This window comes from Conexibacter sp. SYSU D00693 (genome assembly GCF_017084525.1).
GTDB lineage: Bacteria > Actinomycetota > Thermoleophilia > Solirubrobacterales > Solirubrobacteraceae > Baekduia.
This window is the reverse complement of record NZ_CP070950.1, coordinates 4,210,736-4,232,116: the sequence shown is the minus strand read 5'-3', so window position 1 is coordinate 4,232,116 and position 21,381 is coordinate 4,210,736. Positions and strand designations below refer to the sequence as shown.

The following is a 21,381-nucleotide window of genomic DNA, read 5'->3' as shown; positions in this document are numbered from 1 at the left end:
GGGCTAGAAGTAGTCGTGCGGGTCGCCCGCGATCGCGAGCGAGCCCGCGACCGCCGCGGCCGCGACGAGGAGGCACCCGGCGTAGCCGATCCACGGCTGGCGGCGCTGCATGCCCTGGTCGATCGCCCACATGGCGGCGATGCCGCCCACGAGGCCGCCGAGGTGGCCGCCGATCGAGACGTTGAAGCCCGGCAGGAGCGACAGCGCCATGTTGAAGAGGATCAGGCCGCCGATGTCGCTGCGCAGCGGGTCGATCCCGAGGCGGCGGTACTCGATGAGCATCGCGCCGGCAAGGCCGAAGACCGCGCCCGAGGCGCCGACGGTGACCGCGACGGTCGTCTGGGCCAGCGCGCCGAAGGAGCCGGCGAGCAGCGCCGCGACGTACAGCGCCGCGTAGCGCGGGGTGCCCAGCCGCTGCTCGAGCTGGGTGCCGAGCAGGTACAGCAGGTACATGTTGAAGAGGATGTGCAGCAGGCCGGCGTGGAGGAAGCCGCCGGTGACGAGCCGGTAGACCTCGCCGTCGGCCACGAGCGGGCCGTACAGGGCGCCGCGCGCGTAGAGCTCGCTCCCGCCCCCGCCCGAGACGCCGAACTGGCCGCTGCCCAGGAAGGCGACGACGCAGATGCCGATGATGACGTAGGTCAGGCGTGGCTCGGACGCCACCGAGCCCAGCGAGCGGACCTGCGTGCGCTGCTTGGCGCAGTCGGGGCAGCGCATGCCGACGGGCGTCGGCGTCATGCAGTCGGGGCAGATCGGCCGCCCGCAGTTCGAGCACGAGACGCCGGTCTCGCGCCCCGGGTGGCGGTAGCAGGTGGCCATGCGCGGCGGCACGCTAGCAGCGGTGCCGTCGGCTTCCTGTCGGGACGGCGGCTAGGCCGGGCTGGGCATGCGCACCGCGACGACCGGCTCGCTGGTCGGCGCGCGCGAGCCGCCCTGCGGCTCGGCGCTGACGAGCACCTGGCGCACCCCGCGCATCGGCGCGTCGACCGCCACGCGGGTGCGACCGTCGGCCGGGACGGTGAAGAGCGTGTGCGTCGGGCGCGGCGTGCCGTCGTCGTGCATGACCCACACCTGGTAGACGCGGTCACCGGGCGGCGGGGGCATGTCGCGCAGGACCAGCGAGCCGCGCTCGCCGTCCGTCTCGATCTCGACACGCGCGCCCGGGGGCGCCGTGGACGCGGCCACGGTGCGGCCGTCGGGTCCGTCGTCGCCGCCCCCGAGCACCGCGGTGCCCACGACGAGCGCGAGCAGGACCGCGCAGGCGGCGCCGAGCACGGCGCGCGGGTGGGGACCCAGCACGCCGGCCAGCCGGCCCAGGAGGCCGCCCCGCCGCGCGCGGGCCGGGACGCGGTCGGCCTCCGGCCCGGCCGCGCGCAGCAGCTCGGCCTCGGCCTCGACGACGCGCATGATGCGGTCCTTGAGCTCCGGCGGCGGCGCCATCTGCGGCGCGGCCATGGGCAGCACGTCGGCGGCGAGGTGCAGCTCGTCGACCGCGGACTGGCAGGCCTCACAGCCCGTGAGGTGCTCGCGGAACGCGCGGTCGTCGTCGGGCTCGAGGGCGTGCAGCAGGAACGCGGCGACGTCCTCGGTGCGGTGGCAGTGGCGGCGGCTCATCGCGGCGCCTCCACCGCGCCGTCCAACGCGCCGCGCATCTTCTCCAGGCCCAGGCGCATCCGGCCCTTCACGGTGCCGACCGGCGCGTCGAGCATGTCGGCGATCTCCGTCTGGGTGAAGCCGCCGAAGTACGCGAGCTCGAGGACCCGCGACTGCTCGGGCGGGAGGGTCGTGAGCGCGCGGTGCACCTCGGCGGCCTCGTGGCGCCGCGCCGCCTCGGCGTCGGTGCGCTCGGGGGCGACGAGGCGCTCGGCGGCGTCCTCCTCGGCGTCCCAGGCGCGACGGCGGTCGTGGACGCTCGCCCGGCGCAGGCTGTCGATGGCCCGGTTGTGGACGATGCCCAGCACCCAGGTGCGCACGGAGCCGCGACCGCGGTCGTAGCGGGCGCCGGAGCGCCAGAGGGCCAGGAACGCCTCCTGGACGACGTCCTCGGCGGGGCCGCGGGCGCCGGTGATCCGGTAGGCGAGGGAGAAGGCGGGACCGCTGTGGCGCTCGTAGACGACCTCGAACGCGCGCGGCTCCCCCTTGCGCACGAGCTGCATGAGCTCTTCGTCGGCGAGGGCGCGGAGGTCGGCGGCGGGGTCGTCGGGCGGGCGGCGGGGCATCGGCTGCGACCTTCTTCGCAGCCGGAGGCTTCCCGGATCAGCGATCGAGCAGGCGCCGGGTCTCGTCGACGGCGGCGCGCATGGTGCTCTCGACCAGGTCGAGCGGGTCGGTCGCCGTGCGCTTGCGCTGCTGGGCACGGACGCGCAGGACGACCAGCGCCGCGCCGGCGCCCGTGGCGATGCCCGCGGCCGCGACGGCGCGCGGGATCTGCGGCCACCGGCTCGGGTCGCGCATCGCCGACAGCTCCCAGCCCTCGAGCTCTCCCGTCGCGAGGCCGTGGATCTCGGTGAGCGTGCCCTCGAGGCGCTCGGCGAGGTCCGGCGGCGGCTCGACCGGCGCCAGCGCCTGGCGCAGCAGCCCCTCGAGGTCCCCGAGCGGTCGGGCCTGGTCCGCGCCGCCGCTCACGTGAGCGCCCCCTGCTTGCGCAGCCGCTCCTCCAGCTGCTTGATGGCGCGGTGCAGGAGGACCTTCGTGGCGCCGTCGGTCTTGCCCATCGCCCGCGCGATCTCGCGGTTGTCCATCCCGAGCGCGAAGCGCATGATCAGCGCCTCGCGGCGGTCGTCGGGCAGCTCGGCGACCCCGGCCAGGACGCGGGCGAGCTCGTCGCGGCCCTCCACCAGGTCCTCCGTCGTGTGCGTCGTGCGCAGCGTGTCGGAGTCGTCGAGGTGCGTCTGCGGGCGGCGCGACCGGTCGCGGTAGTGGTTGGCCGCCAGGTTGTGCGCGATCCGGATGAGCCACGGGCGCAGCGGCCGGCCGTCGGACTCGGCCAACGCGCGCTCGAAGTGCCGGTAGGCCTGCAGGAACGTCTGCTCCGTGAGGTCCTCGGCGTCGTGGTGGTCGCCCACCCGGTAGTACGCGTAGGAGTACACGTCCCTCAGGTGCGCGCGGTAGAGCTCGGAGAACTCGCGGTCGAGGGACGCCTTGTCCACCAGGGGCACCCTAGCCGCACGCCGCGGACCGCCCCCTAGGCCGCCCGCGCCAGCGCGCGGCGCTGCGGAGCGGTGACCTCGGCGACCCAGTCGCCGGCCTGGCGCTGGCCCTCGACGACCTCGGCGAGGCCGCTCACGCACGGCGCGCTCACGCCGCCGTCGCGCAGGGCGCGGGCCAGCAGCGGCAGCGCGTCGAGCGCCTCCGCGGCCTGGCCCAGCGCGGGCTGGATCTCGTCGGCGGGGACGCCCTGGCCCAGCAGCTCGCCCGCGCGGCGGTTGCGGCTGCCCTCGGCGACGACGGTCGCCACGAGGTCCCCCGCGCCCGCGAGCCCGGCGAAGGTCTCGGCGCGCGCACCGCGCCCGCGCGCGTACGCGTCGACCTCGGCGAAGACCCGCCCGGCGGCGGCGCCCGCGGCGTTGGGGCCGGCGCCCGAGGCGGTCGCGGCGGCCAGGACGGCGGCGTTCTTGGCGGCGCCCGCGAGCTCGACGCCGACCGCGTCGGTCGACGTCTCGGCGCTCAGGCCGGCCTGCTGCAGCAGCTCGGCGAGCTGCCGGGCGAAGGCCGCGTCGGTCGAGGCGACGACGAGCGCCGCGCCGTTGACCAGGGCGTCGTTGGCGTGCCCCGGACCGCCGAACGCGGCGACGGCACGGGCCCGGGTGCGCTCGGCGACGTACGCGCCGGGCAGCGTGCCCATCGGCGCCACGAGCCCCTTGCTGAGGACGACGACGCCCGCGCGCTCGGGGATCTCGGCGCCGTGGGCGGCCAGCGCCTCGGGCAGCGCGCGGGACGGGACGGCGAGGACGACGAGGTCCGTGCCGGCCAGCTCGAGCTCCTCGGCCGGGACCGGCGTGACGCCCGCGGGCAGCTCGAGCCCGGGCAGGTAGCGGTCGTTGCAGCGCCCCTCGGCCAGCAGGGCGGCCTGGCCGGCGGTGCGGCAGCCGAGCTGGACGGCGACGCCGGCGCGGGCGAGCGCCACCGCGACCGACGTCCCCCACGAGCCGGCGCCGACGACGGCGGCGCGCCGCACGGACGGCAGGCCGCCCAGCCACTCCCACTGCAGCTCGACGCACGGCCAGATGCGGCTCGTGACGGCGGCGGCCAGCTCGGGCGAGGGCTCGGCGACGTGCGGGAAGGTGAGGGGCGCCCCGGCGCGGATGCGGACCTTGTGCGGGCGGATGCGCCAGCCGCGGCGCACGCGCTCGGTGCCGATGACCGCGACCGGGACGACCGGCGCGCCGGTCTCCAGCGCGAGGCGGCCCACACCGCGCTTGGGACGGCCCAGCGCGCCCGGGCGGGTGCGGGTGCCCTCGGGGAAGATGAGCACGGCGTCGCCGCGCTCGAGGATCGCGCGGGCGGTGGCCATCGCGTCGCCGTCCGCGTTGCCGCGGTCGATCGGGAACGCGCCGAGGCTGTTGAGGAACCACGCGGCGAGGCGATGGCTGAACAGCTCCTTCTTGGCCACGTAGTACAGCGGCCGGCGGGCCATCGTCCCGATGACGAACGGGTCCAGGAACGAGCGGTGGTTGGCGGCGAAGATCACCGGGCCGGACTCCGGGATGTGCTCCCGGCCGATCCGGCTCATCCGGAAGTAGAGGTGGAAGAACGGCTGGAGGACCGCCCGCACGAGCCAGTAGACCAGCGGGTTGACGCCCTTGTGGCGGGCGCGGTCGAGGTACGCGGAGCGGTCCATCGCCAGGCATACCCACGCTCGGTGTCCGTGGTTACAGTGCCGCGCATGGCCCTCGACCGTGCCCGCACCGCCCGTGGCGCCCTGGCCGGCGCCGTCGCCGCGGGCGCCTGGGCCGCCACCCAGCCGCTGGACCGCCGCGTCTTCGGCGTCCCCTACGACGACACCGAGCTGCTGGGCAAGTTCGTCACGCGCGGGCGCGCGTGGCCGGCCGTGGGCCTCGCGATGCACCTCGGCAACGGCGCGGCGTTCGGCGCCGCCTACAGCGCGCTGTCGCCGCGCATGCCGCTGCCCTCGTGGGCGCGCGGGCCGGCCGCGGCCCTCGCCGAGCACCTCGCCTCCTGGCCGCTGGTCCTCGTCACCGACCGCCTGCACCCCGCCCGCGACGAGCTGCCCCGCCTGGGCGGCAGCGCCGCGGCGTTCGCGCAGGCGACCTGGCGCCACCTGCTCTTCGGCCTCGTCCTCGGCGAGCTCGAGCGCCGCCTCAACGCCGAGGAGGACGACGAGGTCCCCTCCTACGAGCACGTGGCCTCGACCAACGGCCACGGCGACCTCGAGCGCGCCCTCTCCGGCACCCCGTCCTAGCCTCCGGCGCCGCCTCGCGCGCGTAGACTCGCGCCGCGCGCCGGAGTAGCTCAGCTGGTAGAGCACCGCTCTTGTAAAGCGAAGGTCGCGGGTTCGAGCCCCGCCTCCGGCTCCTGCCTCGCGCTGGTCGCAGCACGCGCTGCGCCCGGCACGGGGCCGGGCGCAGGCGTGCTGCTCGAGCGGTGCGCGCGGGCTAGGCCACGCGCAGGACCTTCGTGACCTGCGTGACGCCGCCCGCCGCGTCGATGGCGCGGACGACCACGCGGTAGCGGCCCTTCGCGAGCCGGCCGGTCGTCGCGGCCCTCCAGGACGTCGTGCCCTTGGCCACCAGCGCGGCGCGGGTCGCGCAGGTGAGCGCCTTGGTCAGGCGCCCGCTCGCGGTGACGAAGCGGCACGTGCCCTTGCCGGCGGCCTTCGAGACCGCCACCTGGACCGAGCGCAGCTTCGCGCACGCCGACGCCCTGGCCTTGCCCCGCGCGGTGAGCCTGCCCTTGGCCAGCCCCACCTTGACGGCCGCCAGCGCCGGCGTGCCGGCGCAGGCCTTCGCGGCACCCGTCAGCAGGACCGGGCCCGGGTTGGCCGCCGAGGGCGCCTCACGCGGCGTGCCGGCGAGGATCGCCTCCGGGTCCGGGCCGGCGGCCGAGTGCCGCTGGGCCGGGCCGTCGGCCGCCGTCGTGTCCGCGAACACCGTCGCGCCCGCCGCAGCCTCCGAGAAGCGCACGTCGGACAGCTGGATCGACCCCGAGGCCGGGAAGCCCGGCTCGCCGAAGCGCAGGTCCACCCGGCGCACCGTGCGCAGGTCCAGGCCCTGGGCGGCGAAGTCGCTCAGGGGGATGCGGATCTGCTCCGTGACGACGTGCACCTTCGACGAGGTCGTCCCCGGGGTCGGGTGCAGGGCGTTGCCGTAGCGCTGGTCGCCGGCCTTGACGGCGACCTCCTTGCCCGACCCGTCGGTGAGCACGACCGCGAAGTCCTGCGTCGTGACCGAGGGGTCGTACAGCGCCGCGCCGGTGCGGGCCGGGTTGCGCGGGTCGAAGAAGTTCACGGCGGCCGACAGCGTCAGCGCCTTGAACCTCGAGGCGTCGCCCTGGGTCGCCGGCACCGAGGTGCCGAGGACCGCCGGGCCGTCCCACGCCAGCGCCAGCTGGAGCCCGTAGGACTGGTTGACCGGCCCGTTCTCGCGAACGCCCTGCTGCCCCCCCAGGTCGTTGACCGCGGGCAGCGGGCACGGCTTGGCCGCGGTCGGGTAGCCCGTCAGCCCCATCTGCGGGTACTGGAAGTGGTCGGGCTCCGGGTTGCACCAGTCGTAGCCGCCGGCGGTCTTCGCCGGGGTCGGCATGACGCCCGGGGCCGCCGTGTACGGGTTGCTGAAGCCGGCGCCGCTCAGCGTGGTGCCCAGGGCGCTGACGGTCAGCGGGGTGTCGGGCTCCGGCCGGATCAGGTCGAGCCGCTCCGCCGCGGGGGCGAAGTAGTTCGTGAGGATCCGCTCCGAGCAGTCGATCCGCGTGCCGTCGACGCCGCCCGGCGTGCCGTTGGTGCCCGAGACCTGCTGGTTCGGGCAGGCGGTGGCCGGCAGCTCGTAGGCGTTGGGGTCGCTGGCCGACCGCTCGCCCGTGAGGTACTCGTCGAACGGCGCCTCACCGCCGACGTAGCGCCGGAAGAACGACGACATCAGCGCGAGGCCGACGCGCTCCTGGTCGCCCATGAGGTCCGGGTCGCCCGAGCCGCGGTTGGCGAAGGTGTACGTGCCGCCGTTGCTCGAGCCGGTGTTCGGCCGCTCGGGCGAGCCCGCGCCGTCGGGACCGACGACGCTCTTGCCGCCGCTCAAGCGGAGGTTGTCGGGCTGGGAGACGGCGCACGCGGCGTCGTTGGGGTTGCTGTCCTCGCCGTCGGCCGCCCAGACGCTGTTGAACCAGTTGTGGTTCGTGCCGTGGACGGAGATCTGGATCTTGGGGAACGGGTCGTTCGGGACGACGTACTGCGAGCGCTCGAAGAAGCGCGCGCCCTGGAGGTTGGAGACGTCGCCGTCGCAGCGCGGGAGGATCGACAGGTACGGCACCCCGTAGGGCGCGCGACGCTCGTAGTCGACCGGCGCGAGCGAGATCACGCCGCGCAGCGCGTAGCGCCGCCCCGGCTCCGGCCGCGTGCGGTTGTAGTCGATGAAGCTCGTGACGGCGTCACCGCCGCGCGAGTGGCCCATGAGGCCGATGCGGCTGAAGTCGAGCTTGCCGACGAGCCGGCCGTTGATGCCGTTGGGGCCCTCGTCGGCCAGCGGCGCCTGGTTGGCCGCGTAGAGCATGTCCAGCGCCCCGGCGATGAGCGTGCGCCGCTGGTGCATGCCCTTGCCCTGGGACTGGTCCTGGTAGTACATGAGCTGGTCCTGGTCGAGCGACAGGACGGTGTAGCCCCAGGAGGCGAGGTTCTCGCCGAGGTAGGCGTAGCCGCGGTCGTTGCGCTTGAACGCCGTGCAGTTCGGGGCGGAGCCCGTGTCGCACGACCCGTGGTTGCCGTGGACCAGGACGATGATCGGCGACGGCGTCGAGCGCGCGGCCGGGAAGTAGAGCGAGCCGCGCAGCTGCACCGTCGCGGCGGCGGCCTGGTTGACCGGCGCGCCACCGGCGGCGTTGGGCTCCTGCAGGTCCACCGTGCCGGCGGTGAAGGGGTCGAGCGTCGTGACCGGCTCGGGCCCGCGGGCCATCGGGTCGGGGGCGGCGGCGGACGCGAGCGCGGGGGCGATCGCCATGGCGGCTGCCAGGGCGAGCACGGCCGCGAGCACTCGGGCGTACGTGGTGGCGGTGGTCATCACCGGGTCTCCGTGGTGTCAGATGGGACGAGCGAGGGACGGATCGCTCGCCCGCGTGCCGGCGGAGCATGTGAGACCCCCTTCCCCCTGAGGTCCTCCAGTGGGCCGGCCGCGCCGAGTTCGCGGCCGATCGTTTCCCTGCCCGGGAGGACGCCGTGGATCGTAGGTCCGGACCGGCGAGCTCCATGCCGACCGCCGGGCCAAGCTCGCGGGCCCCCGGCTTCGACCACCGGTCGAGGAGGACCGGGCGGTCCGCGGTCTACCGTGGTCGGCGTCCTCGTCGGTGCCGCTTCGAGGGCATGTCCCGGTGCGCCCGAGTCGCGCCCCGCTTCATGACCACGAGGTACCACTGATGAGGTTCCATCTCCGCCCCGCGGCGCTCGCCGTCGCGGCCGCGCTCGCCGCCACGCCGGCGGCGGCGTCGGCGTCGACCTGGACGGTCGACGACGACAAGGCCCAGTGCCCCAACGCGGCGTTCTCGAAGATCCAGGCCGCGGTCGACCAGGCCGCCCCGTGGGACACCGTCGTCGTGTGCGACGGCACCTACCGCGAGGTCTCCGTCCCGTTCAACTCGGCCCAGACGCCGGCCGCCGTCGGCTCGCGCAACGGCCTGACCATCACCAAGCCCCTGACCATCAAGGGCGCCGGCGCGGGCAAGGTGACGATCATGCCCGACGTCGCGCTCGGCGCGACGCTCGCGGGCACCGTGCCGTACCTGCGCGACGGCGGCGGCAACGTGGTCACGGTCTCGCGGCAGTCCAACGGCTCGTCGGACGACAACGAGAACTTCGTCGACATCTCGGGCGTGACGATCACGTCGCCGTCGGCCTTCGCCGAGGCCGGTGTGGCGTTCTTCAACACCGGCGGCCGGATCTCCAACAGCGTCGTCGGGCCGTTCCGGCGCGCCTCCGGGGCCGACCCGGCGGGCATCTCGCCCTACGGCTACGGCGTCGTGCAGTCCAACTCGCTGCAGGGCACCGAGGCCGGCGTGCGTCGCACCGTGACGGTCCAGGACAGCGTCGTGACCGGCTACCAGACCGGGGGCGTGCTCTTCGACGACGCCCGCGGTCCGGACGGCGATCCCGCGAACCTCGTGCGCTCCGGCATCGTGGCCTACGGCAACGTCCTCGGGAGCCGCATCCAGGGCGCCGGCGGCTCGGCCGTCGGGCCGCAGACGGGCATCCGCTACGCCGCCGGCCACCGCGGCCTGGTGAGCGGCAGCGAGGTCCTCGACCACCGCCAGAGCACGAACGCCGCGGGCCTGCGGGCGAACGTCGGCCTCCTGCTGACCGACGCGGGCACGGGCGACGACCCGTCCAACCCGGGCGTGCAGGCGGTGCGCAGCACGGGCAACGTGTTCGAGCGCAACGGCACGGCGATCTTCAACGCCACCGCCGACAACAGCGCCGTCCGCACGGCCTCGCCGCTGCCGTCGGTCGGTGACTGGTTCGGCTGTCCGGCGGGCCCGCTCACCACGCCGTCCTCGAGCGACCCGTGCCAGCCGGTGTCGGGCAACGACCCGGGCGGCGCGGCCAGCGTCACGACGACCGGGTACCTGACCGAGCGCCCGGCCACGCTCGAGCTGCCCAAGGCCCAGCCCGACGCCGCGCCGGCGGCGACCATCGCCGACCCGGTCGACGGGCTGGTGGTGCCCGTCGGCGCGACGATCCAGCCGGTCGTGCAGGCCGCCGACGACTTCGGCGTCAAGGCCGTCATGTTCGGGGCGACGACGAAGACCACCGCGCCCTACGAGTTCTCGTGGACCGCGACGGCCGCCGACGCGGGCAGGACCGTGCCGCTGACCGCGACGGTGACCGACTCCGCCGGCCAGACGTCGACGGCCACGGTCTCGGTGGTCGTCCCGGCGCCCAAGACCGAGGAGCCTCCGCCGGCGGAGGAGCCGCCGCCGCCTGCCGTGACGCCGCCGACGCCGGTCGCCGTCCCCGCCGCGCTCACCCCGCCGACGCTGGGCGGCAGCGCGATGGTCGGCTCGCGCGTGACCTGCACGCCGGGCAGCTGGAGCGGCGCGCCGACGAGCTACGCGATCCAGTGGCTGCGCGACGGCGCCGCGATCAAGGGCGCCATCTCCAGCAGCTATGCGGTGACGCAGGGCGACCTCGGGTCCACCCTGACGTGCGCCGTGGTCGCGGCGAACGCCGGCGGCGCCGGAGCCGCGGCGACGTCCGACGGGCTCAGCGTCAAGCGCGCCGACAAGAGCACCGAGAAGAGCCTGGTCGTCCAGGTCGGTCCGGGGCTGGTGACGCTCTCGCGTCGGGTGGCTGCCTCGACCCGGTCCACGCGGATCGCGCTCGGCTCCTTCCGCTGCGTGCGGGCCGGGGCGACCTGCTCGGTGGAGCTGACCGCGCGCGTGCGGATCGCGGGGCGCACGTTCACGACGAAGCGCACGACGTCGCTGACCAGCGGCGGCTCGACGCCGCTGAGCGCCACCCTGTCGACCGCGGCACGCCGGGCCCTGGCCCGTGCGGGCGGGGGCACGGTGGGCGTGACCGCCAGCGCCAGCGACGGGAGCGGGCTCAAGGGCTCGGTCAAGCGCGCGCTGACGCTCACGAAGCGCTAGGCGGCAGCGTCCGGGGCGCGGCGGCCTTCCCGCCGGCGCGCCCCGGCGCACACCTCCTCGTCTCCCCCGAGACGATCCCCTCAAGTCGCTGGACCACGTGGGCCGGCCCCTCAGACGGCCCACGTGGTCTGCGCGGAGCACCCCCCACAGACGCGCCGCAATGCGGTGCGCAAGGTAGGCGAAGGCCTGTCCCTTCGGGTGGGACCGGTTAGGCGGCGGACCGCGAGCGCCGCTGGGCGGTCACTAGCGACCGCTGGGCGCGGCGGGGACCCACGCACCGCCCTGGCGACCCAGGCGGATGTCGTGGTCGGCGCCGTGGCTGACGACGCGGAAGACCGCCTCGTCGGCGTCGGTGCCCGGGAGGTCCACGACCTGGACGAGGTGCAGCTCGTCGATCGGCGCGCCCGGGTGCTGGGCGGCGAACGCCTCGCGGGCGGCGGCCTCGACGGTCGAGGGCGCCCAGCCGTTGTCCTCGGCGTGGGCGGCGGCGAGCGCCTCGTTGGCGGCGGCGACGCGCCGGCGCAGGTCGGCCGCACGGGCGGCGCGCCGCCGGGCGTTGCCCGCGTAGCCGCCGACGAACAGCAGCACGAGCACGGCGACGACGACCAGCAGGACGATGGCGAGGACGCTCACGGGCGCGGACTCTAAGCCACTGCACGTACCGGCCCCGTCTGGATCGGGGCCGGTGGCGGGTGCCTGGCACCCGCCACCGCGCTAGTTCAGGACGTTGCGCTGGGTGAGGTGGGCGCCGACCTTGCGCTTGACGCGCTGGAGGGCGTTGTCGACCGTCTTCGTGTCGACGCCCAGGCGCTCGCCGACCTCCTCGTAGCTGCGGCCGTCGAGGTAGAGCGCGAGCACGCGGGACTCGAGGTCGCTCAGCGCCGTCGACAGGCAGCCCACCAGCGAGCGCAGCTCCTCGCTGGAGATGACCTGGTTGACCGGGTCGTGGACCGCCGGGCCGGCGATGACCTCGTCGAGCGTCGGCTCGCCGTCGGTCGCGGTGGCGGGCGTCTGGGAGAACGAGACGTACTGGTTCAGCGGCGTGTGCTTGTTGCGCGTGGCCGTCTTGACCGCGGTGATGATCTGGCGCGTGATGCAAAGCTCCGCGAAGTTGCGGAAGCTCGACTCGCGGTCCGAGCGGAAGTCGCGGACGGCCTTGTACAGGCCGACGAGCCCTTCCTGGATGAGGTCGTCGCTGTCGCCGCCCGTCAGGAAGTAGGACGAGGCCTTGAGGCGGACGAAGCCGTAGTAGCGGCGGACGATCCGGTCGTACGCGGTGGGATCCCCCTGCTTGGCGAGGGCGATCAGGTACCCGTCGTCGACCTGGACCTGAGCTTGAGAGTTGAGGGAGAGACGTGCCACGAGCGCAACCTTCCTCCGCCTGTTTGCAGGCGGTTTGGCTCAGTGACGCACTCCTCCCCTGGCGCCAACTGCATGAGAGTCGGTTCGGCCCCGAAAGTCTTGACCTCGGGTCGAGCCTTATGTCGCGGGCGACTGTGCCAGGGTCCAGAACGCCTGTCAAGCACGCAATCGGGCTTGCAGGGCTCCGTAGATCAGCACCGCCGCCGCGGCGCTCACGTTGAGCGAGTCGATCCGCCCCCGGAGCGGCAGGCCGACGACCTCGTCGCAGGCGTCACGCACCCGCGGGCGCAGCCCGCGGCCCTCGGCCCCGAGCACGAGCACGCACCCGCCGCGGTAGTCCGGCGTCGTGTGGTCGACGCCGTCGGCCGCGGCGCCGTACACCCAGCAGCCCGCCTCCTTGGCCTCGAGGAGCGCGTCGGCGACGTTGCGCACCCGGGCGATCGCCAGGTGCTCGACCGCGCCGGCCGAGGCCTTGCACGCGGCGGGCGTCACCTCGGCGCTGCGGCGCTCCGGGATGAGGAGGCCGGTGACCCCGGCGCACTCCGCCGTCCGGGCGATCGCCCCGAGGTTCTGCGGGTCCTGCACCTCGTCGAGGACGACGAGGAACGGGTCGGGCGCCGCGAGGAGCCGCGCCGCGTCGGCGTACGGGTAGGGCGCGACGTCGGCGCAGACGCCCTGGTGGGCCGTGGTGCCCGCCTTCGCCTCGACCTCCTCGGCGTCGACCACCTCCACCGGCACCGAGGCCCCTGCCAGCCACGGCTCGCGCGCCGCGGCTGCCGTGGCCCAGATCCGCCGCACCGGCCGGCGCGCGGCCCGCAGCGCCTCGTGCACCGGGTTGCGCCCGTACAGCAGCCCGCGCTCGGCCGGCGCGTCGCCCCGCCGTCCGGGGCGCTCGCCGCCGCGGCGCTCGCCGCCCGGCCGACCCCGCCCCTGGCGGCGTTCAGCCATCGGCGGGCACGAGCTCCGCGCCCTGGGGCGTGTCGCGCACCACCCAGCCGCGGCCCGCCAGCTCGTCGCGCAGCCGGTCGGCCTCCGCGAAGTCCCTGGCCGCGCGCGCGGCCTGGCGCGCCTCGAGCAGGGCGAGCGCCTCGTCGTCGGCGCCCGCCGCGTCCTCGGCGTCCAGGAGGTTCGCGAGCCCGAGCACGTCGAGCATCTCGCGCAGGTCGTCCGCGCCGACGTCCTCGCGCTTGTTGGCCTCGCGCACCCACGCCCACACCTCGGCGAGCGCGCGCGGCGTGTTGAAGTCGTCGGCCAGCGCGGTGAAGAACGCGTCCTTGTGGCCCGCGAGGTCCTCGGGCGAGGGGCCGTCGACCAGCCGGCGCCCCGCCTCGCGCAGCCGCCGCACGCCGGCGGCGGCCTGGGCGAGCGTCTCGTCGTCGAAGACGAGCGGCTGGCGGTAGTGGCCGCCGGCGAAGAACAGCACGAGCGCGTCGCGCCCCCAGCGCCCGATGACGTCGGGCAGCAGCGCGATGTTGCCGACCGACTTGGCCATCTTCTCGCGCGCCCGCGCCTCGAGCATGCCGTTGTGCATCCAGATGCGCGCGAGCTCCGTGCCCCGCGCCATCCGCGTCTGCGCGGCCTCGTTCTCGTGGTGGGGGAACGTCAGGTCGTTGCCGCCGCCGTGGATGTCGAAGCCCAGGCCCAGCAGCTCCTCGGCCATCGCCGAGCACTCGATGTGCCAGCCGGGCCGGCCGCGGCCCCATGGCGCGTCCCACGCCGTGTCCTCGCCCGCCTTCTGGGCCTTCCACAGCGCGAAGTCGAGCGGGTCCTGCTTGCGGTCGGCGCCCTCGAGCCCCTCCCCCTGGTCCATCTGCTCGACGTCGCGGTGCGAGAGCGACCCGTAGGCGCCGTCGGCGCGCACGCGGAACCAGACGTCGCCCGCGGCGTCCACGTAGGCCGCGTCACGGTCCAGCAGCGCCTGGATGAGCGCGACGATCCCGTCGATCGTCTCGGCCGCCTTGGGCTCGTGGTCGGGCCGGCCCAGCCCCAGGGCGTCGGTGTCGGCCACGTAGTGGGCCGTCATCTCGCGCGCGAGCTCCTCGGAGCCGATCCCCCGCGCCCGCGCGGCGTCGTAGATCTTGTCGTTGACGTCGGTGACGTTGGCGACGAACGTGACCCGCAGGCCCTCGCGCTCGAGGAAGCGCTTGAGCAGGCTGAAGACGACGAACGGCCGCGCGTTGCCGACGTGGATGCGGTTGTAGACCGTCGGGCCGCAGGCGTAGATGCCGACGTGGCCCTCGCGCGGCTCGAGGGCCTTGAGCGCCCCGGTCTTCGTGTCGTGCAGGCGGACGTCGCGCACGCCCGGCAGCCTACGCGGCGGCTAGACCTGGCCGCCGCCCCCGGGCCCGCCGCCCGGCAGCTTGACCACCGTCACGAAGAACTCGTCCACCTTGCGGACGATCTCGATGAAGCGCTCGAAGTCGACGGGCTTGGTGACGTACGCGTTGGCGTGCAGGTCGTAGGAGCGCAGGACGTCCTCCTCGGCCTCCGAGGTCGTCAGGACGACCACCGGGATCGAGCGCAGCTCGTCGTCGCCCTTGACCTCGCGCAGCACCTCGCGGCCGTCCTTGCGCGGCAGGTTGAGGTCGAGCAGGACGAGGTCGGGCCGGGGCGCGTCGGCGAAGTCGCCCTCGCGACGCAGGAAGCGCAGCGCCTCCTCGCCGTCGGACACGTGGTGCAGCCGGTTGCGGACCTTGTGGTCCTCGAAGGCCTCCTGGACGAGCAGGACGTCGCCCGCGTCGTCCTCCACCAGCAGCACCTCGATCTCCCTCGCCTCGCTCATGCGGGGCCCTCCTGTCCGTCGTCTGGGGTCTCGACGGGCAGGGTGAAGCGGAACGTCGACCCCGGCCCGTCGGCGGGGTCGCGCGTGGTGTCCAGCCACAGCTCGCCGCCGTGGTACTCGACCACCTTGCGACACATTGCCAGCCCGATGCCCGTGCCCTCGTAGGCCTCGCGCGCGTGCAGCCGCTGGAAGATCACGAAGATCCGGTCGGCGTACTGCTCCTCGATCCCGATGCCGTTGTCGGCCACCGCGAGCTCGAAGTGCCCGTCGTCGCGCCCCTCGCACGTGACGCGGACCACCGGCGCGACGTCGGGCCGGCGGAACTTGATCGCGTTGCCGATGAGGTTCTGCAGGACGAGCGCCAGGAGCGTGGCGTCGCCGTGCACCGTCGGCAGGTCGTCGGCGAGCTCGATCGTGGCCCCCGTCTCCTCGACCACCGTCTCCAGCGAGCTCAGCGCGCGCTCGGCGACGGCCGCCAGCGAGACCTCCTCGTGCGGGCGCGTGACGCGCCCGACGCGGGAGAACGCGAGGAGGTCGTTGATGAGCTGCTGCATCCGCTTGGCGCCGTCGACCGCGAAGTCGATGTACTGGCGACCGCGCTCGTCGAGCTGGTCGCCGTAGCGGCGCTCGAGCATCTGGCAGAAGCTCGCGACCTTGCGCAGCGGCTCCTGGAGGTCGTGGGAGGCCACGTAGGCGAACTGCTCGAGCTCGGCGTTGGAGCGCTGGAGGTCGGTGGCCTGGGCCTCGAGCATCGCCCGTGCGTCCTCGATGCGCTGGCGCATCGCCTCCACGTCGGCGCCCAGCCGGCGCACGTCCGCCGGGCCGGTCGGCTCCACCGGCAGGCCGAAGCCGCCCTCGGACACCCGCCGGACGCTCTCGCCGAGCCGGTTGACCGGGCGGATCACGACGCGCTGCAGCAGGAAGCCGGCGAGCACGAGGGTGAGGACGATGACCACGCCGGCGAGCACGAGCAGCCGGTTGAGGTCGCGGGCCGCGTCGCGCTGGTCGACCCGGCCCTCGGCCCGCAGCGCGAGCACGCGCCGGTCGAGGGTCGCCAGGTTGCGGCGCACCTGGTCGAAGCGCCGGCGCCCCTCCTCCGCCGTGAGCCCGCGCGCCTGGCTCGTGCCGCCGGCGCGGACGCGATCGACGGTCGGCTGCGCGTAGCCGACGCGCCACAGGAACGCCGAGGTGCGCACGCGGGCGACGTCCGTCGCGAGCGACTCCAGGTCCTCGTCGCGGGTGAGGCCGTCGAGCTCGCGCAGCGCCCGCCCGGTCCGGACGCGGCCCCGGGTGAACGGCGTGAGGAAGTCGTCGCGCTGCACGAGGGCGAAGCCCCGCACGCCGGTCTCCTCGTCGAGCAGGCCGGCCCGCAGCCGCTGGGTGGCGAAGGCGGCGGGGTCGAGCTGGTCGAGCACGAGGTTGCGGGCGTCGGAGAGCCGGCTGAGGGCCAGCAGGCACGCGACGATCGCCGCGAGGGCGACGAGCGTCGCCACGCCGACCACCGCGGCGAACCAGCCGCCGACCGTCAGGCGGCGGGTCGTCACGAGACCAGCAGGATCGCGACGTCGTCGGCCAGCGGGCCGCCGTTCTCGCGCTCCGCGGCGGCGATGAGGTCCGAGAGCAGGGTCTCGGGCATCCGCCGCCAGCCCGGCTCCTGGGTGACGTGGCGGGTGAGCTGCGCGGCCAGCCACGCGTCGCCGAGCCGGGCGCCGTCGCCGGCGGTCGTCTGGCCCTCGACGATGCCGTCGGTGTAGAGCAGCAGCGCCCAGTCGCGCGGGAGGTCGACGGTGCTCGCGTCCCAGCGGGCGTCGGGCAGGACCCCGAGCGGCAGGCCGCTGCGCAGCGGCGTGACCGGCACCGCGGCGCCCCCGACGCCGAGCAGCAGCGGCGCGGGGTGGCCGGCGAGGCGCAGGTGCAGCCGCCGCCGGTCCGGGTCGATGGTCACCGCGGCGAGCGTCGTGAAGACCTCCTCGGACTGGCGCTCGGCCACGAGCACCTCCTGCAGCGTGGGCAGGACCTGGTCGTCGGGCGTGCCGCTGAGGACGAGCGTCCGCCAGCCGATGCGCAGCGCGACGCCGGTGGCGGCCTCGTCGGGCCCGTGGCCGGCGACGTCGCCGATGACGAGGTGCACGGCGCCGTCCCCGGTCTGCACCGCGTCGTAGAAGTCGCCGCCCAGCAGGGTCCGGCGCCGGCCCGGGCGGTAGGCCGCGGCCAGGTGGACGCCGGGGTCCGTGACCAGCGGGTTGGGGAGCAGGCCGCGCTCCAGGCGGGCGTTCTCGCGGGCCTCCAGGCGGGCGGCCTCGAGCTCGCGGCGCTGGCCGTCGGCCCGGCGGCGCTCGACGGCGTAGCGGATGGCCCGGGCGAGGAGGGCACCGTCGACCGAGCCCTTGACGAGGTAGTCCTGCGCGCCGGCGCCCACGGCGTCGACGCCGCGCGACTCGTCGGCGAGGCCGGTGAGGACGATCGTGGCGGTCGACGGTGCGGCGGCGCGCAGGCGGTGCAGGGCCTCGAGGCCCGACGCGTCGGGCAGGTCGAGGTCGACCAGCGCGCAGTCGACCCGGGCGACGAGCCGCGCCGCCTCGGCGGCGGTGCGCGCGCGCACGAGCTCGAGCGGCAGCGGGGCGTCCTCGAGGAGGTCCTCGACGATCAGCGCGTCGCCCTCGTCGTCCTCGACGAGCAGCACGCGCAGGGGACTGGCGATCCTGTCGGGGGCTGCGGCGGACAACGGGGTCGGCACCGTACCGCCTGCGGGTAGCATCCGGCCATGCCCGAGGCCTCCACGGCCAGGCGCGCCGCGCGCAACGGCCACCACCCCGGCGGCCTCGACCCGGCCGCGGAGGACGACGGCGCCCCGTCCGGCGCCGGCCCGTCGGGCGCGTCGGCCCTGCTCGGCGCGGTGGTGGGACGGGCCGCCGCGCTGCCCGCCCGCGCGCTGAAGGGCGTCGCCGGCGCCGTCCAGGCGCGGGTGCCCAGCGCCGACCTCGACGAGCGCGACCCGGACTACATCCGCGAGTCGCTGCCCGGGCTGTGGCTGCTGGCGTCGCTCTGGCACCGGGCGGAGGTCCGCGGGCTGGGGAACATCCCGGAGGAGGGCCCCGTCCTCATCGTGGGCAACCACTCGGGCGGCAACATGACGCCGGACACCGGGGTCTTCACGCTCGCGTTCTCCGCGTACTTCGGCGTCGAGCGGCGCTTCCACCAGCTCGCGCACAACCTCGTGGTCTCCTTCCCGGGCCTGGGCTTCCTGCGCAAGTACGGCGTGGTGGCGGCGTCGCCCGAGAACGCGCGGCAGGCGCTGGAGGCGGGCGCGGCGCTGCTCGTCTACCCCGGCGGCGACCACGAGGTCTTCCGCCCGTCCTGGCAGCGCCACCGCGTCGACTTCGACGGCCGCCGCGGCTTCGTGCGCCTCGCGCTCGAGCACGACGTGCCGATCGTCCCGCTCGTGTCGATCGGCGGGCAGGAGACGGCGCTGTTCCTCTCGCAGGGCAAGGGCCTCGCCCGGGCGCTCATGCTCGACCGCACCGCGCGGCTGAAGTCGCTGCCGATCCTGCTGGCGCCGCCGTGGGGGCTCGTCGTCGGCGACTTCACGGGCCACGTGCCGCTGCCGTCGAAGATCGTCGTCGAGGCGCTGCCGCCGATCCACCTGCGCGAGGAGTTCGGGCCCGAGCCCGACGTCGACGAGGTCTACGAGCACGTGACGCGACTCATGCAGGACACGCTGGACGCGCTCGCGGCGGAGCGCCGGCTGCCGGTGGTCGGCTGATGCGCGTCACCGCGTCGATCGACGTCAGCGCGCCGCCCGAGGCGGTCTGGGCGTTCGTCGACGACCCCACCCGCTACCTCGAGTTCATGCGCGGGGTGACGCGCTGGGAGGTCGTCGGCGAGCAGCGCTCGGGCTGCGGGACGCGGGTGCGCACGCTGCTGCAGGTCGGCTCGGCGGAGGTCGGCGGGCTCGTCGAGGTCGTCGAGCACGTGCCGTGCTCGGAGCTGTCGTGGGTGTCCATCACCGGCGCCGACCAGCGCGGGCGCTGGCGGCTGCGCACGAGGCGTCCGGGCCGCACGACCGTCGAGCTGCGCCTCGCCTACGGGGTCGCCGGCTCCGGGCTGCTGGGCGCGATCGCCGAGCGCCTGGCGGCACCGCAGATCCGCGGCCACCTGCGCCGGTCGCTGCAGCAGCTCAAGCGCCAGGTCGAGTCCGAGCAGCTGCGCGCGACCGCCGCGCAGCGCCGTGCCGCGCGCCAGCGCGTCGCCTAGCTGCCGCGGGCGCGGCCTATACGCTGGATCGCCTGATGGTCGCCGGGTCGGCGCTCGACATCCTCGTCGTGGACGACGACGCGCCCCTGCGCGACATGCTCACGCGGTCCTTCGAGCGCGAGGGCCATCGGGTCATCGCGGTGGGCGACGGCCACGCCGCGCTGGAGGAGGCGGCGGGCCGCGGGTTCGACGTCGTCCTGCTCGACGTGGCGCTCGGCGCGGGACCGACGGGCCACGACGTGGCGCGCACCCTGCGCGCCCGGCGCAACGTCGTGCCGATCATCATGCTCACCGCGCTGGACTCCGAGGCCGACGCGGTCCAGGGCCTCGAGGCCGGCGCCGACGACTACGTCACCAAGCCGTTCGGCCTGGCCGAGCTGCGCTCGCGCATCCGGGCGGTGCTGCGGCGCTCGTCCGGGCGCGTCCTGGACGACGCGACGATCCGCATCGGCCCGGTCGTGCTCGACCAGCGCCTGCGCGAGGTCTCCGTCGACGACAAGCCGGTGCGGCTGACGTTCAGCGAGTTCGAGCTGCTGCAGTGCCTCATGTCGCGGCCCGGGCGGCTGTTCAACCGCCAGGAGCTGCTGCGGTCGATCTGGGGCGACAGCGCGTTCCGCGACCCCCGCGCGATCGACGTCCACATCCGCCACCTGCGCGAGAAGCTCGAGGCGACGCCGGAGGACCCGAAGCTCATCCTCACGGTGCGCGGCGCGGGCTACCGCTTCCGCGACCGGTGAGGCGCGGCGCGCTGCTCGGCCTGCGCGGTCGGCTGGCGCTCGCGCTCGTCGCGACGGCCATCGCGACCCTCGCCGTGGCCGCCCTCGCGCTGCTGTCCCCGCTGCAGGACCGCCTGCGCGAGCAGTCGCGCGAGTCGGTGCGGGCCGCGACGCTCTCGCTGCGCCCGCAGCTCGAGGACCTGCTCGCGCGCGAGCGCGGGATCGGCGCGGACGTCACCGACGCCGTGTTCGACCTCGCCGCGCGCACGAACTCCCGGGCGATGCTCATCCCGGCGACGCCGTTCGTGCAGACCGATCGACGGCTGGACACCGAGACGTCGCGCCCCCGCTTCGACGACGTCTACGAGGTCTTCATCGGCGACCCGCCCCGGACCGTCGAGTCGGTCACCGACGAGGGCACGCGCATCGCGGTGCCGCTGCGGGTCCGCGACCGCGACCTGTGGGTCCTGGCGGTCCGCAAGCCCGAGCGCGACATCGATGCCGTCTTCGGCGAGGTGCGCGATGCGTTCCTCACCGCGGCGCTCGTCGGCCTCGGCGTCGCGCTGCTGCTGGGCGCGGCGCTGTCGTCGACGCTGTCGCGGCGGCTGGGCCGGCTGCGCGCGGTCGCGCTGCGCCTGGCCGAGCAGGGTCCGGACGCGCCGCCGCCGACCGACCGCGGCCAGGACGAGATCGGCGACCTCGCGCGCGCGTTCACGGCGATGCAGGTCGCGCTGCGCCGCCAGGAGGCGGCCCGCCGCGCGTTCGTGGCCACGGCGTCGCACGAGCTGCGCACGCCGCTGACCTCGCTGCAGGGGACGATGGAGCTGCTCGAGGAGGACCTCGCGCTCGACGAGGTCGACGTGCGCGACGCGCGCACGCAGATCGGCGCGGCGCGCGGCGAGCTGCGGCGCCTCGGCGTCCTGGCCACCGAGCTGCTCGAGCTCAGCCGCCTCGACGCCGGCGTCGAGCTGCATCCCGAGCCCGTCGAGCTCGGCGAGCTCGTCCGCGCGGTGAGCGCCGAGTTCGTCCTGCGCGCCCGCGAGGCGGGCGTCACGGTCGAGGCCGTCCCGCCGCCCGCGCCGGTCTGGGCCCGCGCCGACGCCAGCGCCGTCGCCCGCGTCGTCCGGATCCTGCTCGACAACGCCCTGCGCTTCTCCCCCGCCGGCACCACGGTCCGCGTCGAGCCCGCCTACCACGGCGACCGCGCGACGCTCGAGGTGACCGACCAGGGCCCGGGCGTCCCGGACGACGAGCGCGACGCGATCTTCGAGCGCTTCCGCCGCGGCACCCGCACCGGCGGCGAGGGCGGCTTCGGCCTCGGCCTGGCGATCGGCCGCGAGCTCGCCACGGGGATGTCGGGCACCCTCGTCCTCGCGGACGCCGACGGCGGCGCCCCGGGCGCCCGCTTCGTCCTCGCGCTTCCGCCCGCGCCGCCGGGCGGGTGACCGGGGGCGCGCGCGGGTG

At 75.4% G+C, this 21,381-nt stretch carries 20 protein-coding genes and 1 tRNA gene; 7 read left to right on the top strand and 14 right to left on the bottom strand.

The window, feature by feature from the left end; translation table 11 throughout:
* Positions 1-3 precede the first annotated feature (3 nt).
* Genes JUB12_RS20870 through JUB12_RS20845 form a run of 6 tightly spaced genes read right to left on the bottom strand, consistent with a single transcriptional unit; the run spans position 4 to position 4,840 of the window.
* Complete coding sequence (locus JUB12_RS20870) at positions 4-819, bottom strand: rhomboid family intramembrane serine protease (protein WP_205697366.1); 816 nt, start codon at positions 817-819, stop codon at positions 4-6.
* Positions 820-870: 51 nt separating this feature from the next.
* Positions 871-1,614, bottom strand: coding sequence for an anti-sigma factor domain-containing protein (locus JUB12_RS20865; protein WP_205697365.1), 744 nt, complete (start codon positions 1,612-1,614; stop codon positions 871-873).
* Positions 1,611-2,219, bottom strand: coding sequence for an RNA polymerase sigma factor (locus JUB12_RS20860; protein ID WP_205697364.1), 609 nt, complete (start codon positions 2,217-2,219; stop codon positions 1,611-1,613). Before JUB12_RS20860 ends, JUB12_RS20865 begins: the two co-directional genes overlap by 4 nt.
* 37 nt (positions 2,220-2,256) lie before the next feature.
* Positions 2,257-2,625: a hypothetical protein gene (locus JUB12_RS20855; RefSeq protein WP_241004340.1), complete on the bottom strand. Its 369-nt coding sequence runs from the start codon at positions 2,623-2,625 to the stop codon at positions 2,257-2,259.
* Positions 2,622-3,149 (bottom strand): RNA polymerase sigma factor, encoded by a 528-nt coding sequence (locus tag JUB12_RS20850; protein ID WP_205697363.1) that lies wholly within the window; start codon positions 3,147-3,149, stop codon positions 2,622-2,624. Before JUB12_RS20850 ends, JUB12_RS20855 begins: the two co-directional genes overlap by 4 nt.
* 35 nt (positions 3,150-3,184) lie before the next feature.
* Complete coding sequence (locus JUB12_RS20845; RefSeq protein ID WP_205697362.1) at positions 3,185-4,840, bottom strand: 1-acylglycerol-3-phosphate O-acyltransferase; 1,656 nt, start codon at positions 4,838-4,840, stop codon at positions 3,185-3,187.
* Between the two features lie 45 nt (positions 4,841-4,885).
* Here JUB12_RS20845 and JUB12_RS20840 point away from each other — a divergent pair, with 45 nt between their 5' ends.
* Complete coding sequence (locus JUB12_RS20840) at positions 4,886-5,422, top strand: hypothetical protein (protein WP_205697361.1); 537 nt, start codon at positions 4,886-4,888, stop codon at positions 5,420-5,422.
* A 39-nt stretch (positions 5,423-5,461) separates the two neighbouring features.
* A tRNA-Thr gene (locus tag JUB12_RS20835) sits at positions 5,462-5,534 on the top strand.
* Positions 5,535-5,615: 81 nt separating this feature from the next.
* Here JUB12_RS20835 and JUB12_RS20830 read toward each other — a convergent pair.
* Positions 5,616-8,225: an alpha/beta hydrolase gene (locus JUB12_RS20830; RefSeq protein ID WP_241004339.1), complete on the bottom strand. Its 2,610-nt coding sequence runs from the start codon at positions 8,223-8,225 to the stop codon at positions 5,616-5,618.
* A 352-nt stretch (positions 8,226-8,577) separates the two neighbouring features.
* On the opposite strand from JUB12_RS20830, the gene JUB12_RS20825 reads away from it, so the two are divergent.
* A complete protein-coding gene (locus JUB12_RS20825; protein WP_205697360.1) occupies positions 8,578-10,803 on the top strand; it encodes a hypothetical protein in 2,226 nt (741 codons plus the stop codon).
* A 243-nt stretch (positions 10,804-11,046) separates the two neighbouring features.
* On the opposite strand, the gene JUB12_RS20820 is transcribed toward JUB12_RS20825, so the two are convergent.
* The 7 genes from JUB12_RS20820 to JUB12_RS20790 form a co-directional block, all read right to left on the bottom strand.
* Positions 11,047-11,436 (bottom strand): hypothetical protein, encoded by a 390-nt coding sequence (locus JUB12_RS20820; protein ID WP_205697359.1) that lies wholly within the window; start codon positions 11,434-11,436, stop codon positions 11,047-11,049.
* Between the two features lie 81 nt (positions 11,437-11,517).
* Complete coding sequence (gene sigH, locus JUB12_RS20815; protein WP_205697358.1) at positions 11,518-12,165, bottom strand: RNA polymerase sporulation sigma factor SigH; 648 nt, start codon at positions 12,163-12,165, stop codon at positions 11,518-11,520.
* A gap of 156 nt (positions 12,166-12,321) precedes the next feature.
* The gene (gene rlmB, locus JUB12_RS20810; protein ID WP_205697357.1) at positions 12,322-13,113 is read right to left on the bottom strand and encodes a 23S rRNA (guanosine(2251)-2'-O)-methyltransferase RlmB; all 792 of its coding nucleotides are present in this window, start codon (positions 13,111-13,113) and stop codon (positions 12,322-12,324) included.
* On the bottom strand, positions 13,106-14,464 hold the full coding sequence (gene cysS / locus JUB12_RS20805; RefSeq protein ID WP_205697356.1) for a cysteine--tRNA ligase: 1,359 nt from the start codon (positions 14,462-14,464) through the stop codon (positions 13,106-13,108). Before cysS ends, rlmB begins: the two co-directional genes overlap by 8 nt.
* Before the next feature lie 21 nt (positions 14,465-14,485).
* Entirely contained in the window at positions 14,486-14,947 is a 462-nt protein-coding gene (locus tag JUB12_RS20800; protein WP_205697355.1) for a response regulator, read from the bottom strand.
* Complete coding sequence (locus tag JUB12_RS20795) at positions 14,944-16,491, bottom strand: ATP-binding protein (RefSeq protein ID WP_205697354.1); 1,548 nt, start codon at positions 16,489-16,491, stop codon at positions 14,944-14,946. The genes JUB12_RS20800 and JUB12_RS20795 overlap by 4 nt, the downstream gene beginning before the upstream one ends.
* Positions 16,488-17,672 carry a PP2C family protein-serine/threonine phosphatase gene (locus tag JUB12_RS20790; protein ID WP_241004338.1) on the bottom strand — a complete coding sequence of 395 codons (1,185 nt, stop codon included), beginning with the start codon at positions 17,670-17,672 and terminating at the stop codon, positions 16,488-16,490. Before JUB12_RS20790 ends, JUB12_RS20795 begins: the two co-directional genes overlap by 4 nt.
* A 39-nt stretch (positions 17,673-17,711) precedes the next feature.
* Between JUB12_RS20790 and JUB12_RS20785 the strand changes: the two genes are divergently transcribed.
* From JUB12_RS20785 to JUB12_RS20770, 4 genes are read left to right on the top strand one after another with little or no spacing between them, the layout of a single operon-like run.
* Positions 17,712-18,710 (top strand): lysophospholipid acyltransferase family protein, encoded by a 999-nt coding sequence (locus tag JUB12_RS20785; RefSeq protein WP_205697352.1) that lies wholly within the window; start codon positions 17,712-17,714, stop codon positions 18,708-18,710.
* On the top strand, positions 18,710-19,201 hold the full coding sequence (locus tag JUB12_RS20780; protein ID WP_205697351.1) for an SRPBCC family protein: 492 nt from the start codon (positions 18,710-18,712) through the stop codon (positions 19,199-19,201). The genes JUB12_RS20785 and JUB12_RS20780 overlap by 1 nt, the downstream gene beginning before the upstream one ends.
* 35 nt (positions 19,202-19,236) lie before the next feature.
* Positions 19,237-19,938, top strand: coding sequence for a response regulator transcription factor (locus JUB12_RS20775; RefSeq protein WP_205697350.1), 702 nt, complete (start codon positions 19,237-19,239; stop codon positions 19,936-19,938).
* Complete coding sequence (locus tag JUB12_RS20770; protein WP_205697349.1) at positions 19,935-21,362, top strand: HAMP domain-containing sensor histidine kinase; 1,428 nt, start codon at positions 19,935-19,937, stop codon at positions 21,360-21,362. Before JUB12_RS20775 ends, JUB12_RS20770 begins: the two co-directional genes overlap by 4 nt.
* Positions 21,363-21,381: the final 19 nt, after the last annotated feature.

Coding starts and splice junctions, on each gene's coding strand:
- JUB12_RS20825 (WP_205697360.1), top strand. CDS start 8,578: ATGAGGTTCCATCTCCGCCCCGCGGCGCTCGCCGTCGCGGCCGCGCTC.
- JUB12_RS20865 (WP_205697365.1), bottom strand. CDS start 1,614: ATGAGCCGCCGCCACTGCCACCGCACCGAGGACGTCGCCGCGTTCCTG.
- JUB12_RS20800 (WP_205697355.1), bottom strand. CDS start 14,947: ATGAGCGAGGCGAGGGAGATCGAGGTGCTGCTGGTGGAGGACGACGCG.
- rlmB (WP_205697357.1), bottom strand. CDS start 13,113: ATGGCTGAACGCCGCCAGGGGCGGGGTCGGCCGGGCGGCGAGCGCCGC.
- JUB12_RS20775 (WP_205697350.1), top strand. CDS start 19,237: ATGGTCGCCGGGTCGGCGCTCGACATCCTCGTCGTGGACGACGACGCG.
- JUB12_RS20860 (WP_205697364.1), bottom strand. CDS start 2,219: ATGCCCCGCCGCCCGCCCGACGACCCCGCCGCCGACCTCCGCGCCCTC.
- JUB12_RS20830 (WP_241004339.1), bottom strand. CDS start 8,225: ATGACCACCGCCACCACGTACGCCCGAGTGCTCGCGGCCGTGCTCGCC.
- JUB12_RS20870 (WP_205697366.1), bottom strand. CDS start 819: ATGGCCACCTGCTACCGCCACCCGGGGCGCGAGACCGGCGTCTCGTGC.
- JUB12_RS20840 (WP_205697361.1), top strand. CDS start 4,886: ATGGCCCTCGACCGTGCCCGCACCGCCCGTGGCGCCCTGGCCGGCGCC.
- JUB12_RS20780 (WP_205697351.1), top strand. CDS start 18,710: ATGCGCGTCACCGCGTCGATCGACGTCAGCGCGCCGCCCGAGGCGGTC.
- JUB12_RS20845 (WP_205697362.1), bottom strand. CDS start 4,840: ATGGACCGCTCCGCGTACCTCGACCGCGCCCGCCACAAGGGCGTCAAC.
- JUB12_RS20785 (WP_205697352.1), top strand. CDS start 17,712: ATGCCCGAGGCCTCCACGGCCAGGCGCGCCGCGCGCAACGGCCACCAC.